Origin of the sequence: Pseudomonas botevensis, from assembly GCF_019145475.1 — a bacterium.
Lineage (GTDB): Bacteria > Pseudomonadota > Gammaproteobacteria > Pseudomonadales > Pseudomonadaceae > Aquipseudomonas > Aquipseudomonas botevensis.
The window spans coordinates 150,061-163,482 of the sequence record NZ_JAHTKI010000021.1 but is presented as its reverse complement, the minus strand read 5'-3'; the positions used below and the strand labels follow the sequence as shown (position 1 = coordinate 163,482).

The following is a 13,422-nucleotide window of genomic DNA, read 5'->3' as shown; positions in this document are numbered from 1 at the left end:
TCTCCGTGCTCTTTATTCACAGGCTAAATTAGACGGCCAGTTTACGGCGGTTATACAAACCGCCCAACAAACCGGTGAAGCATCCGATGAGTAACCCGCCGACGTGAGCGGCGTTAGCGATTTCGCCGAAACCGATCATCGACACCAGTCCGGACAGGCACAGCAGCAACCACACCAGCATCATCACCAGCACGCCGCGCGGCAGGCGATAGGCCGGGTTCGGCGCCAGCAACTGGAAGATCCAGCAATGCCCGAGCAAGCCGTAGAGCACGCCGGACAGGCCGCCGAACAGGGTCGCACCGCTGAAATAATACTGCGCGTAGTTCGACACCAGGCTGAACAGCAGGGTCAGGCCGATCAGGTTGATGCTGCCCTGACGCGACTCGATGCGCCGCCCCAGCTCCCAGAACCACATGCCGTTCATGGCCAGGTGCAAGATGCCGAAGTGGAGCAGCATCGGCGTGAACAGCCGCCACCACTGCCCCGCCGCCAGGCTGTCGGCCAGCGGTGTGAAGTGGATGTATTCGCCGACCACGCGGAAATCGAGGAACGTCAGCCAGCGCATCGTCTCGAGGTTGTCGCCAAGAAACGTCAGCCCGCCGACGATCAGGCTCAGCAACAGGATGAACCCCGTGGCCTTGGCGTATTTCAACTGTTCGACAAAGCTCGGGCGCTTGAAGGTCTGCGCCACCGGGATGTCCAGCTGCTGATCGGGATCGCCCGCCGGGAAGCGTTCGTACAGCGAGCGCACGTCGTCGCTGATTTCCGCCGGCACCCACAGCACCTGCTCGCCCGCCTCTTCGCTGACACGATGGGGCACCTGCATGCGTTGCAGCAGTTTGACAAAACCGCTCAAGTCCGCCGCCAACGGCAGGCGCAATACCGCGATCGCACTCATTGCAGCACCTCCGGTCGCTCGACATCGACCCAGACGAATTTATGCGGATCGAGGCGGGTTTCCTGATCCAGACGATAAGCCACCAGCTTGCCGTAGAGCACCGCGCTGTAATCCAGGCACGCCAGGTTCGGCCGGATCGGCGCCGGTTTGCCGCTGCGCCAGTAATGGCCGACGAACAACAAGGGCTCATCGACGCCGTAGCGCAACAGGGAATTTTTTTCAGTGGAGGTCAACGGGGTCTGCGCCACCGGTTCCGGCAAGGCATCGGGCTGGAACACGATGTCGCCGTAGGTTTTCGGGTCGTCTTCCCAGAACTTGGTGCGGAAGAACGATCGCACCAGGCCGTCGCCGCTGGTCATGGTCAGGCCATGGGGCAAACGCATGTCGGTGCCGCGCAGCAGGCGATCGAAGACCGTGCAGGCAAAGCTCTCCGGCACCGCCGAGGCCTGGAGGAAATGTTCATCGATGCAGCCGTCGGGAAACAGCCCACGCAACGGCTCGATCAGGCCGGCATCCCAACAGGCATGCACCACCCGGAAGCGTCCGGCATCGACAAACAAGGGCAACTCGTAGAACCAGCGCTGGAAATCATGCCAGTCGCCCGGATGCTCTTCGAACTGGGTCAGGGTTTCGTGCAGCAGGCGCGCATGGCGCGGCGTGTGTTCGCGCACGAACTGCTTGCCGCTGCCCGGTGGCGCCGGGGTGCTCCAGCCGAGGGCATTGAATTCATGATTGCCCATGATGCACAAAGCCTGACCGGCCTCGACCATGTCGTGGACGATGTGCAGCGCCTCGCGGATTCGCGGGCCGCGGTCGATGATGTCGCCGACGAACACCGCCATGCGTGAGGGATGCCGCCAGACGCCGCCCTGCTTGTGATAACCGAGCCGGTCAAGCAAGTGTTCCAGCGTCAGGGCGCATCCGTGCACGTCACCAATCAGGTCGTAGCTACGCGCGGGATCGAGCATCAGTCGCCTCCACCACCCAACTTGCTGCCCCAGCCGAGCTTGGTGCGGCAGACTTCGTAGTAGTTGTGGTCAAGCGGATGAATCAGCCGCAGCTTCTGTGCTTTCTTGCTGACGGTGATGGTGTCGCCCGGCGCGCAGGTGAAATGGTTCTGCCCGTCGCAGGAGACTTGCGGGTAGATCTGCATATCTTTGGACACGACGATTTTCAGCTCACTGTTGCCATCGACCACGATGGGCCGCCCAGACAAGGTATGGGGGTACATGGGCACAATCACAATAGCGTCGAGCTTGGGATGCATGATCGGGCCGCCGGCGGACAGGGCGTAAGCGGTGGAACCGGTCGGCGTGGAGACGATCAGGCCGTCGGCCTTCTGGCTGCAGACGAACTGACCGTCGATGTACAGTTCGAACTCGATCATCCGCGTCGACTTGCCGGGGTGCAGCACCACGTCGTTCAACGCATCGCCCTGGCCGATGGCCTCGGCATGGCGGCGGACTTCGGCTTGCAGCAGGAAGCGGTTTTCCACCAGATAATGGCCGTCGAGCACTTCGGCGACCTTGATTTCCAGCTCGTCCGGACGAATGTCGGTAAGAAATCCGAGGCTGCCACGGTTGATCCCGAGCACCGGAATGTTGTGCCGCGCCAGCGCCCGGGCGGCGCCGAGCAGGCTGCCGTCACCGCCAACGACGATGACCATGTCGCAGACTTCGCCGAGCATCTTGCGCGACGAGGTTTGCAGACCATGCCCCGGCAGGACTTCGGCGATGGTGTCTTCGAGAATCACATGCAGGTGACGATCGAGCAGAAAGCGTTTCAGTCGGCGGACGGTATCCAGCACCTGGGAACTGCCCAGGCGACCGATGATGCCGATATTACGAAATTGCTCCATGGGACTCCTGCAGAGTTGCGACGGCGAAAACGACGATTATGGGCGAAAGCCACCGATAGACAAAATCCTTTCAGCCTCAAGGGCGCGCCCCTGTTTGCGGCTATGCTCGCAAGATGATCCTATTTCCCGATTTGCTCCAGCTGCCCCACCAATTGCGCCACCCGGAGGTGCGCGATCTGGCGTGGGTGATCCTCGCCCCGCCGATGCTGGCGAGCACGCCGTGGCCGCAACGCCATCCGCTGGCGGGCAGCGACTGGGTGCGCGACCCGCAGCAACTGGAACACTGGCTGCGCCGGCTCGATCGCGACAGCTATGGCCTGCTGCACTGGCTGTCCCAGGCCCGCACCCGGCGTCTGGGGCTGTATTACGAGCGGCTGTGGCAGTTTGCGGTGGAACATGCGCCGGGCATCGAGCTGATCGCCGCCAACCTGCCGATCCGCCGCGAAGGCCATACCCTCGGCGAGCTGGACATGCTGCTGCGCGACCGCGACGGCGTGCATCACCTGGAACTGGCGATCAAGCTCTACCTCGGCCCGCAGAATGGCGACGGCCGCGATCCGGCGCAGTGGCTCGGCCCTGGCTGTCACGATCGACTCGATCGCAAACTGGCGCACCTGAGCGAACACCAGTTACCGATCTCCGCCCGCGCAGAAAGCCGTGAGGTCCTGAAGGCGCTGGATATCGAGGTGTTCAGCGCGCAGTTGTGGCTGGGCGGTTACCTGCTCTATCCATGGCCCGGGCAGTCCGAATCACCCAACGGCGCCCATCCGCAGCACCTGCGCGGCAGCTGGCTGCATCAACGGGACTGGCCGGCGTTCGTCGCCCAGCGCCCGGCCGGACGCTGGCAGTCCCTGCCCCGCCACGCCTGGCTGGCCCCGGCGCATTACCCGGCGGATCAGACCTGGAGCCCGGAACACTTGCAGGCCTGGTTGAATGAACTGGAACCCCTGGCGCCGGCGCAACTGATGGTGCGCCTGACCGAGAACGCGCGAGGCGAATGGGAAGAAGCCGAGCGGCTGTTTCTGGTGTCGGACCTTTGGCCGAATGTACCGGGACAGGCCTGAAACCCGATGGGAGCAGGCTCGCCCGCTCCCACAATGTCCGGGGCGTCAGTGCCTCACTTTTTGTGCTGCTCCACCCACTGCCCATAGGCATTGATGAAGCTTTGCAGGAACGGCTTCACCGACTCGTTCAACTTGCCGGCCTCGTCGAACGCAGTCCCGGCGCCGCCCAGGTAGGCTTCCGGCTGCTGCATGCACGGCACGTTGAGAAATACGAAGGACTGGCGCAGATGCTGGTTGGCACCGAAGCCACCAATGGCGCCGGGAGAAACGCTGATGACCGCCCCCGGCTTGCCACCCCAGACACTTTTGCCGTACGGCCGGGAGCCGACATCGATGGCGTTTTTCAACGGTGCGGGCACCGAACGGTTGTATTCGGGGGTCACAAACAGCACCGCGTCGGATGAACCCACCCGCTGACGGAAAGTACTGTAGGCTGCGGGCGGTGAATCGCCGTCGATGTCTTCGTTATAAAGGGGCAGATCGCCAATTTCGACGATTTCAAGCTTGAGGTTGGTCGGCGCCAGCTCCGCCAGGGCCAGGGCGACTTTGCGATTGATCGATGCTTTACGCAGGCTGCCGACCACTACTGCGACGTTATAGACGTTGCTCATTGGAAGACTCTCGACTGTCCGTGGGAGGAGCCTGTAGTTATAGATGATCCATCGACGATTCCACCAGTTGACGAAGGATTTTCCTGCGTCCCGAATATTTTTTTCCTGTAGGAAAACTTACCGAGCCTGATGACGGTCTACCAAGCCGCAAATCAAGCGTTTTATCTCCAGAGGTTCTAAGCAGATGGCAGCAGTACTCGTCGGTCAGTTCCATGCAAGAGATGCGGAAGGCCGCGTTTATTCCGTGCATGAGTTCCAGGAATCCAACCCGTCGGCGGACGGTCTCGGCGGCATGGAGCCTGTCACCACCTACAAACTGGCGATTGGCGACCGCGTCAATAAAATCGATGAGAACGAGTTCCTGCTGGTTCAATCGGGCATCACGCTGATCCGCGAACCCGAGCCGTCCATCGCTTCATAACGCGTTGTTATGAGCAGCAGTCTTGGACGCAGAGTTGGGGTAGGATTCAGCCACTGACCCCAACTGCCCGGACATGGACTCCACGCATGCGTTTACGTCATATCGAAGTGATTCAGGCGCTTTTGCAGACCGGCCATGTGGGGACCGCCGCCGAATGGTTGCAGTTACCGGTGGCCGAGGTCGAAGAGCGCTTGCGCGAAGCCGAGAGTCAGTTGGGGTTCATGCTGTTCGCCAGCGTTCGCGGACGCCTCCAGGCGACTCAGGAAGCGCGGGCCTTGCAGGGCGAAATCGCTCACGTCTATGAAGCGCTGGAGCCGGTGCAACGGCTCGCCAGCAGTCTCAGGCAATACCTTGCCCCGCCCTTGCGCATCATCGGCACCCCGCCGCTGGCGCAACAACTGTTGCCGCAAAGCCTCGCCACCCTGCGCCGACGCCTGCCCGACGCGCCTTGCACGTTGCTCAGCGAGCCGACCCGACTGATCGTTCGCAGCCTGTTGCTGCGCGAATGCGATCTGGGCCTGAGCCTGCATGATCCCGAACACCCGGATATCGATTGCCAGGTGCTGGCCCAGGGCAAGCTGCAACTACTCGCACCCCACGGCTGGCTGCAACCGAAGCAGAAGTACATTTCCCTGCAGGATCTGGCCGGCCAGGCCATGGTCGGCCTCGAAGGGCAGGACCCGCTGAGTCCGGCGCTGGAACACAAACTCCAGGCCCTGCGCCCGGCCCCCAGCATCCAGACCCGGGTGCAGACCCAGCAGATGATGCGCGGCATGGTCGAGGCCGGCGAAGGACTGGCCATCGTCGACCCGTTCACCGCCCTCGGCGCCCGCGCCGCCGGACTCGATGTGTGCCCGCTGTCGCCGGCCGTGCCGATCAGTCTCTACGCACTCACCTGCAAACACGCCACGCCTTCCGCCGCGATTCAGACCCTGCTCGGCATCGTCAAGGAACAAGCCGAGGCGATGCTGGCGAACTGATCGGGTTTTCCAGCGGATTGTCGAACAGGCGATACCAGAACAGTGCGACTTCAGCGGTGTTCGGGTCGATCCCGCGATAGCGCAGGTGGTCGATCCCGCCAATCACATAGCCGCAACGCTCATACAGCCGGCACGCGCCGAGGTTGTTGTTCTGGGTTTCCAGCATGATCCCCGGCAGTTTCTTCTTGCGGCTCCAGAACTGCGCCACGTCCAGCAACGCCTTGGCCACACCATGCCGCCGTGCCGGGGCGTGTACCGCCAACTCATCGATGTGGGCGAATCCGTTCCAGTTGGTGCTGATGACCAGATGGCCGACCGGCTGGTCGTCGAGCCACGCCATGAAAATCGCGCTGTCGGCGGCATCGCGGAAACTGCTGAACTCTTCGGGATCGATGCCATAGCACTTGCGGTACGGCACGATGGGCGTCACCGGCCAGCGCTCCACGGCCTGACCGATCTGCGCCGCCCCGTAAGCGCTGACTTCGAAACTGAAATCGCTGCTCCAGATATAGGCGGCAAAACCGTCATCGGCGACCCGCACCGACAATCCTGGATACTTCGGTGTGATGACCGGTTGCATAGTGGATAAATTCCTCATTCCTTGACGCAATCGACGGTGTACTGCCGTCCATTGCCCTCGTCTTCGTGTTGCAGTCCATGCACATCGACCACGAACCCCGGGAAGCTTGCATCGAAGGTGCGGGCAAACTTCAGGTAGTCGATGATCGAGCGAGTCGATTCGGTAAAGCGTTCACCGGGCATGATCAGCGGAATTCCCGGCGGGTACGGCACCAGCATCACGGCAGCCACCCGCCCTTCCAACTGATCGATCGGCACCGCCTCGACTTCACCTCGCACCAGTTGGTCATAGGCATGGGCCGGCTTCATGGCGATTTCCGGCATGACGGTGTACATGCGCTTGAGGTGTTTGGCCGTGGCATTGCTGCGATAGCAGGCGTGCAACTGATCGCACAGATCGCGCAGGCCCATGCCGCGATAACGCGCGGTATCCTGCTGGGCGACACAGGGCAGGCAACTGGCGAGACTGACGTTGGCGTCGTAGCTGCGCTTGAACTCCAGCAACTCGGTAAGCAAGGTGCTCCATTTGCCTTTGGTGATGCCCATGGAGAACAGCACCAGGAACGAATACAACCCGGTTTTTTCCACCACCAGCCCGCGCTCCCAGAGGAACTTGCTGACCACCGCCGCCGGAATGCCTTTGTCGCTCAATGCGCCACCCGCACTCAGGCCCGGCATCACCAGCGTGACCTTGATCGGATCGAGCAGCACGTAGTCGTCGCTGACGTCACCGAAACCGTGCCAGTCCGCGTCGGGCTGCAGTAACCAGTCTTCGGTCAGCACCCGCTCGATCCCCTCCACGCCCGGTGGCTGCCAGATCGAAAACCACCAGTCATCGGCGGCGATGTGCTGGCGCAGATTGGCCAGCGCCCGGCGAAAACTCAGGGCTTCATCGAAGGTTTCCTGCAACAGCGAGCGCCCGGCCGGCCCTTCCATCATCGCCGAGGCCACATCCAGCGAGGCGATGATGCTGTATTGCGGGGAAGTCGAGATATGCATCATGAACGCTTCGTTGAAACGGTCGCGATCCAGTTGCCGCGCCCCACCGTCCTGCACATGAATCATCGACGCCTGGCTGAACGCCGCCAACAGCTTGTGGGTGGAATGAGTGGTGAACACCAGCGGACTGTCGTCACTGCGCGACGTCGCCATGCCGTAACGTCCGGCAAAGAATTCGTGGAACGCCGCGTAGGCGTACCAGGCTTCGTCGAAGTGCAGGACCTCGACGCTGTTGCCCAGGCTCTGCTTGATCAGTTCGGCGTTGTAACAGAGGCCGTCGTAGGTGGAGTTGGTGACCACCGCCAGTTTGACCTTCGGCTCGCGGCCCTTGGTCAACGGGCTGGCGTCGATCTTGGCCTGGATCGACTCACGGCTGAATTCGCTCAGGGGAATCGGACCGATGATCCCCAGCTCATTGCGCTCCGGGCACAGGTACAGCGGGATCGCGCCGGTCATGATGATCGCGTGCAACACCGATTTGTGGCAGTTGCGATCCACCAGCACCAGATCATCGCGCCCGACCATGGAATGCCAGACGATCTTGTTGGCGGTCGACGTGCCATTGATCACGAAAAAGGTGTGATCGGCACCGAAATTGCGCGCCGCCCGCGCTTCGGCCTCGGCCAGCGGCCCGGTGTGATCGAGCAGCGAACCGAGTTCCGGCACCGAGACCGACAAGTCCGAGCGCAGGGTGTTTTCCCCGAAAAACTGATGGAACGCCTGCCCCACCGGGCTCTTGTGATAGGCCACGCCGCCACCGTGACCGGGGGTGTGCCAGGAATAGTTGGAATCGGCGGTGTGTTGCACCAAAGCCTTGAAGAACGGCGGCAGCAAGCCGTCCAGGTACTTGCGCGCCGCCCGCGCCACTTGCCGGGCGAGAAACGGCACGGTGTCTTCGAACAGATAGAGAATGCCGCGCAACTGGTTGAGCTCGGCCATGGCGTCGGCGGGGGCGTTTTCCAGAGTGACCTGTTCGCCCAGGGCGAAGATCGGCAGATCCGGCGCCCTGACCCGGGCCAGCCCGATCAGTTCGGCCATGTTCTGTAACAAATGCGAGTGGGCGCTGGCGTCTTCGGCGGCGATCAGCATGCACGCCAGACCATGATGGGTCGACGCCACCAGGCGGCCTTCGGTGTAGTCCGTGGCCGACACGATGCTGAAACCTTCGAGCTCCAGTTCCCGGGCGATTCCGCGTATGCGGTCACCGGCAACCGTGTCGGCCTTGATGTCGCGGTGGACGATCAACACCGGAAACTTCAAATCTTTGTACATGGGGCTCAGGGTCCTGAGGCGGCGGATCGTGATCTGCCAATGTCCTCAGGGTAGAGGGTCGGAGCGAATGTGGCGAGGGTGGCACGTTGCAGTCACGCCATTGTCAGTTCCGCCAAAAGCAAAAAAATCGCAGCCTCCGTCAGCGCCCGCATCGGGATGTATGAACATCCTCAAGGGGCTGACGGAGGCTGCGATCGTTCGAGCCTCAGGCCTGAGCTTCGGCTTCCAGCAACTGGGTCCACAACGCCGGTGCGCCGGCCGACTTGGCGATGATTTCCAGACGCGTCACATGCTGCGCCAGTTCGTCCTCGGTGGCGCGGATGATACGACCCGGCTGGCGTTCGGCCGACAGGCGACGGATTTCCGTGGAGGCCGCACCCCCGCCCTCCGCACCGTCGGAAGCGTTGCCGGCCAGCGACAGACTGGTCTGGCCACCGGTCATGGTCAGGTAGACGTCGGCAAGAATCTCCGAGTCGAGCAACGCGCCGTGCAGCTCACGGCCGGAGTTGTCGACGCCGTAGCGTTTGCACAATGCATCGAGGCTGTTGCGCTGCCCAGGGTGACGTTCCCGGGCCATCATCAGGGTGTCGAGGATCGAGCAGTGCTGCGTGATATCCGCGCGCTCGTGCTGGCCCATCAGGGCGAATTCGTTGTTGATGAAGCCAACGTCGAACGCCGCGTTATGGATGATCAGTTGCGCGCCGTTGATGAACTCGAAGAATTCCTCGGCCACTTCAGCGAAACGTGGCTTGCCGACGAGGAATTCGTTGGTAATGCCGTGAACGCCGATCGCGCCCTCGTCACTCTCGCGATCCGGTTGCAGGTAAACGTGAAAATGCCGGCCCGTCAGGCGCCGGCCGATCAGCTCGACACAACCGATTTCGATAATCCGGTGGCCGTCGGTCACCGGCATGCCGGTGGTTTCGGTATCGAGTACAACGGATCTGGTGGCCATCAGTGTTCAGCTCTCAACGGGGTCTATCGGGCAAAAGCGGCGATGGTAGCACGCTCGCCGGGGGGTATCAGTCCTGCTTGTAGCCACGCACTTCATCCACGCCACGGTTGGCCAACTGGTCGGCCCGCTCGTTGCCGTGATGGCCGATGTGGCCGCGAACCCACTTCCAGGTGACTTTGTGGCGGTTGACCTGCTCGTCCAGCTCTTTCCACAGGTCGGCGTTCTTTACCGGTTCCTTGGCAGCGGTTTTCCAGCCGCGCTTCTTCCAGTTGGCCATCCACTCGTTGATGCCTTTCATCACGTATTGCGAGTCGGTCACCAGCAGCACTTCGCAGGGCCGCTTGAGAGCCTCCAGGCCCCGGATCGCGCCGAGCAGTTCCATGCGGTTGTTGGTGGTGTTGGCTTCGCCGCCCCACAACTCTTTTTCGACACCCTTGCAGACCAGCAAGGCGCCCCAGCCGCCCGGGCCGGGGTTGCCCTTGCAGGCGCCGTCGGTGAACAGTTCTACGCTATCGACGCTTTCGCTCATGCCACTCTATCCAGAAAAATGCGTGCCTCGCCGATCATGGATCGACAATGGCCGAGGCCGGGGCAAACCCGGCCGGGAATATAAAGAAGGTTTACGGTTCGATGCGGCGGCGGTTGACCTTGGCCATCGGCAGCGGAATCAGCTTGCCCATCGGCTCACGACGTTCCTGACGCACCGGACGCAGGCCCACCACGATCTTGCGCGCCACCAATAAATAGAAGCCACCGCCGGCCACTTGCCAGGCACCGGCCCTCCGCTCCCAGCCGGCCAGTCGGGCCTGCCACTTGGGTGACGCGAGCGGCGGACGATAGCACCCGAAGCGGCGTTTCTCCAGCGCGAAGCCCAGCAGGCTGAGCCAGTCAGCCACCCGCGACGGTGAAATGCAACGCGCCTGGCGCAGCGCATCGTGGGCGAACACATGGCGCAGTCCCCAGGCGCTCCAGGGATTGATGCCGATAATCAGCAAATGCCCGCCGGGTCGCACGCTGCTGGCCGCTTCACGCAGCAGGCCGTGGGGCGACAGGGAAAAATCCAGGCCGTGCTGCAACACCACCACGTCGGCGGCATGCTCGCTCAATGGCCAGGCCTGTTCTTCGCAGACGATCTCGACGCCGGGCAACGGCGCCCCCAGACGCACATTGCGCTGCACCTGGGGGGCGGACGGCGGGTTTTCCGCAGACGGCCCGTAATGCACCAGGTAGCCACCGAAGAAGCGCCCCAGCTCGTCTTCGAGCATGCGCCGCTCTTCATCCAGCAGAAATTGCCCGAGCGGGCCGGCCAGCCACTCTCGGGCCGCGCCGATCAACGCGAGCCAGTCAGGATCGGCCTGAGCGAATGCTTTATCGGTCATGTCATTCTCCAACGCGCCAGGAACCTCTAAGATGCGCCAATGTTTCCCGCTTGGCGAACCCGAAGATGATACAGATCAGTGCCCTGCCCGCCTTCACCGACAACTACATCTGGTTGTTACAGGATCACTCCAACCAGCGCTGCGCGGTGGTCGATCCGGGCGATGCCGCGCCGGTGCAGGCCTGGCTTGGCGCGCATCCGGGCTGGGTGCTGAGCGACATTCTGATCACTCACCATCACCATGACCACGTCGGCGGCGTCGAGACGCTGAAAAAAACCACCGGTGCCACGGTCTACGGGCCGGCCAGCGAGAACATCCCGGCCCGGGATGTTGCCCTCAAGGATACCGACAAAGTCCGCGTGCTCGGCTGGGACTTCGATGTGTATGCCGTGCCCGGCCACACCCTGGGGCACATCGCCTACTACCACCACGGCCTGCTGTTCTGCGGTGATACGCTGTTCGCGGCCGGTTGCGGACGCCTGTTCGAAGGCACGCCGGAGCAAATGCATCATTCGCTGAGTCGCCTGGCCGCGCTGCCCGAAGACACGCTCGTCTACTGCACCCACGAATACACCCTGAGCAATCTGAAATTCGCCGCAGCCGTCGAACCCGGCAACCCGGACATTGCCGCCCGTCTGGAAAAAGTCAGCCAGCAACGGCAAAACGGGGTCATGACCCTGCCCTCGACCCTGGCCCTGGAAAAGCTCACCAACCCCTTTTTGCGCACCACTGAAACATTAGTTACACAAAAAGTGGACGAACGGAATGGCGCTCAAAACCGGGCGCCGAGCGAGGTTTTTGCGGCTCTGCGGGCGTGGAAAGATAAATTCTGAGGGGCTCACCGGTTGGTACAAAAATTCTGAATGGTTGACCGATAGGGGTGCGCTTTCTAGAATCGCCCGACATTTTTGCCCGGAACTTACTTCCAGCCAATGTCGTCATCCATACGTAAGTCCGTCAATTCAGATGCATTGACCCGCCTGGCACAAGCCATCGCGGTGGCTGTGTCCGCCACACTGGCGGGCTGTTCCAGCCATGCTCCGCAGACTGAAGCGACCCATACGCCGAACATTGCTGCGCGAGCCAAGCAGAAGCCGATCTGGCTGAGCGAAAAGCCGAGCCCGCAAGTGCCCCAGGATATCTGGGAGCGTATGCGCGGGGGCTTCCAGCTGCAGGAAGGCCTGGGCGTGAACCCGCGCATCGAGCAACAGCGCCTGTGGTTCGCCAGTAACCCCTCGTTCCTCGAGAACGCCGGCGAACGCGGCAGTCTCTACATTCATTACATCGTCGAACGCCTCGAAGAACGCAACATGCCGCTGGAACTGGCGCTGTTGCCGGTGATTGAAAGTGCCTACAACCCGATGGCCTACTCCCGCGCCGACGCGGTGGGCCTCTGGCAGTTCATCCCCTCCACCGGGCGTTATTACAACCTGCGTCAGACCCGCTTCTACGATGGCCGCCGCGACATCACCGCGTCGACCACAGCGGCCATGGATTACCTGACCCGCCTGCATGACATGTTCAACGGTGACTGGCTCCTGGCCCTGGCCGCGTACAACGCCGGTGAAGGCACGGTCAGCCGCGCCATCGAGCGCAACGAGCGTCTCGGCCTGCCGACCGACTACTGGAACCTGCCGCTGCCGGCGGAAACCCAGGCCTACGTGCCGAAGCTGCTGGCCCTGTCGCAAGTGGTCATGGCGCCGGAAGCCTACGGCGTGAACCTCAACCCGATCGCCAACGAACCGTACTTCCAGGTCGTCGAAATCAACCAGCGCATGGACCTGTCCAAGGTCGCCGCCGTGGCCAACATCGACGAAGACGAACTGTTCCAGCTCAATCCGGCGTTCAAGCAGCGCACCACCGTCGACGGCCCGCAGCATCTGCTGGTGCCGACGTCCAAGGCCCAACTGCTGACCGCCAGCCTGCAGACCATGCGGCCTGAAGAACTGATCAGCCCTCGCTCGCTGAAACCGGTGTTCGAAGGGGCCGACAGCACCGAAGTCGCGCAACTCAAGCGCGCCTATCGGGTCAAGCGCGGCGACAACCTCGGCTCCATCGCCAAGGCCAACAAGGTCGAGGTCAAGGACCTGCAACGCTGGAACAAGCTGAACGGCAAAAACCTCAAGGTCGGCCAGACCCTGGTGATGCAGGACAACACCAAGCGCAGCCCTGCTCGCAGCAATGGCCGGATCAACACCGTGGTCGCGGCCAACAGCAAGACCAAGGGCAAATCCGACAGCAAGCAGCAGACCCAGTACAAGGTTCAGCAGGGCGACTCGCTGTATATGGTTGCCAAACGTTTCAACGTCGAGATGCAGCATCTCAAGCGCTGGAATCCGGGTGCGGGCAAAGCATTGAAGCCGGGGCAGATGCTTACGGTTTATCAGCCGCACTGATAGAACAGCC

The 13,422-nt window shown here is 62.2% G+C and carries 14 protein-coding genes; 5 read left to right on the top strand and 9 right to left on the bottom strand.

The genetic code is table 11. From position 1 onward, the window contains the following. Nucleotides 1-28: 28 nt before the first annotated feature. From KVQ74_RS23065 to KVQ74_RS23055, 3 genes are read right to left on the bottom strand one after another with little or no spacing between them, the layout of a single operon-like run. A complete protein-coding gene (locus KVQ74_RS23065) occupies nt 29-898 on the bottom strand; it encodes a rhomboid family intramembrane serine protease (protein ID WP_217833678.1) in 870 nt (289 codons plus the stop codon). Further along, nucleotides 895-1,869 (bottom strand): metallophosphoesterase, encoded by a 975-nt coding sequence (locus KVQ74_RS23060; RefSeq protein WP_404822727.1) that lies wholly within the window; start codon nt 1,867-1,869, stop codon nt 895-897. The genes KVQ74_RS23065 and KVQ74_RS23060 overlap by 4 nt, the downstream gene beginning before the upstream one ends. Next, on the bottom strand, nt 1,866-2,756 hold the full coding sequence (locus KVQ74_RS23055) for an NAD(+) kinase (protein ID WP_217833676.1): 891 nt from the start codon (nt 2,754-2,756) through the stop codon (nt 1,866-1,868). Before KVQ74_RS23055 ends, KVQ74_RS23060 begins: the two co-directional genes overlap by 4 nt. Before the next feature lie 113 nt (nt 2,757-2,869). On the opposite strand from KVQ74_RS23055, the gene KVQ74_RS23050 reads away from it, so the two are divergent. Continuing rightward, nucleotides 2,870-3,820 carry a DUF1853 family protein gene (locus KVQ74_RS23050; RefSeq protein ID WP_217833675.1) on the top strand — a complete coding sequence of 317 codons (951 nt, stop codon included), beginning with the start codon at nt 2,870-2,872 and terminating at the stop codon, nt 3,818-3,820. Nucleotides 3,821-3,873: 53 nt separating this feature from the next. On the opposite strand, the gene KVQ74_RS23045 is transcribed toward KVQ74_RS23050, so the two are convergent. Further along, the gene (locus KVQ74_RS23045) at nt 3,874-4,431 is read right to left on the bottom strand and encodes an NADPH-dependent FMN reductase (RefSeq protein ID WP_217833674.1); all 558 of its coding nucleotides are present in this window, start codon (nt 4,429-4,431) and stop codon (nt 3,874-3,876) included. A gap of 184 nt (nt 4,432-4,615) precedes the next feature. On the opposite strand from KVQ74_RS23045, the gene KVQ74_RS23040 reads away from it, so the two are divergent. Then, entirely contained in the window at nt 4,616-4,852 is a 237-nt protein-coding gene (locus KVQ74_RS23040; protein ID WP_217833673.1) for a hypothetical protein, read from the top strand. A gap of 86 nt (nt 4,853-4,938) precedes the next feature. After that, nucleotides 4,939-5,832 (top strand): LysR substrate-binding domain-containing protein, encoded by an 894-nt coding sequence (locus tag KVQ74_RS23035; protein ID WP_217833672.1) that lies wholly within the window; start codon nt 4,939-4,941, stop codon nt 5,830-5,832. On the opposite strand, the gene KVQ74_RS23030 is transcribed toward KVQ74_RS23035, so the two are convergent. The 5 genes from KVQ74_RS23030 to KVQ74_RS23010 all read right to left on the bottom strand — a co-directional run bounded on the left by KVQ74_RS23030 (nt 5,798) and on the right by KVQ74_RS23010 (nt 11,016). Next, nucleotides 5,798-6,412 carry a GNAT family N-acetyltransferase gene (locus KVQ74_RS23030; protein WP_217833671.1) on the bottom strand — a complete coding sequence of 205 codons (615 nt, stop codon included), beginning with the start codon at nt 6,410-6,412 and terminating at the stop codon, nt 5,798-5,800. The two genes, KVQ74_RS23035 and KVQ74_RS23030, sit on opposite strands and share 35 nt — an antisense overlap. A 14-nt stretch (nt 6,413-6,426) precedes the next feature. Beyond that, a complete protein-coding gene (locus tag KVQ74_RS23025) occupies nt 6,427-8,682 on the bottom strand; it encodes an Orn/Lys/Arg family decarboxylase (RefSeq protein ID WP_217833670.1) in 2,256 nt (751 codons plus the stop codon). A 205-nt stretch (nt 8,683-8,887) separates the two neighbouring features. Further along, nucleotides 8,888-9,637 (bottom strand): DNA polymerase III subunit epsilon, encoded by a 750-nt coding sequence (gene dnaQ / locus KVQ74_RS23020; RefSeq protein WP_217833669.1) that lies wholly within the window; start codon nt 9,635-9,637, stop codon nt 8,888-8,890. Between the two features lie 67 nt (nt 9,638-9,704). Further along, on the bottom strand, nt 9,705-10,166 hold the full coding sequence (gene rnhA / locus KVQ74_RS23015; protein ID WP_039770807.1) for a ribonuclease HI: 462 nt from the start codon (nt 10,164-10,166) through the stop codon (nt 9,705-9,707). Between the two features lie 91 nt (nt 10,167-10,257). Then, nucleotides 10,258-11,016: a class I SAM-dependent methyltransferase gene (locus KVQ74_RS23010; RefSeq protein ID WP_217833668.1), complete on the bottom strand. Its 759-nt coding sequence runs from the start codon at nt 11,014-11,016 to the stop codon at nt 10,258-10,260. 65 nt (nt 11,017-11,081) lie between these two features. On the opposite strand from KVQ74_RS23010, the gene gloB reads away from it, so the two are divergent. Then, nucleotides 11,082-11,849 (top strand): hydroxyacylglutathione hydrolase, encoded by a 768-nt coding sequence (gene gloB / locus KVQ74_RS23005; RefSeq protein ID WP_217833667.1) that lies wholly within the window; start codon nt 11,082-11,084, stop codon nt 11,847-11,849. Between the two features lie 99 nt (nt 11,850-11,948). After that, complete coding sequence (locus KVQ74_RS23000) at nt 11,949-13,412, top strand: transglycosylase SLT domain-containing protein (protein ID WP_217833666.1); 1,464 nt, start codon at nt 11,949-11,951, stop codon at nt 13,410-13,412. The last annotated feature ends 10 nt before the right edge of the window (nt 13,413-13,422 follow it).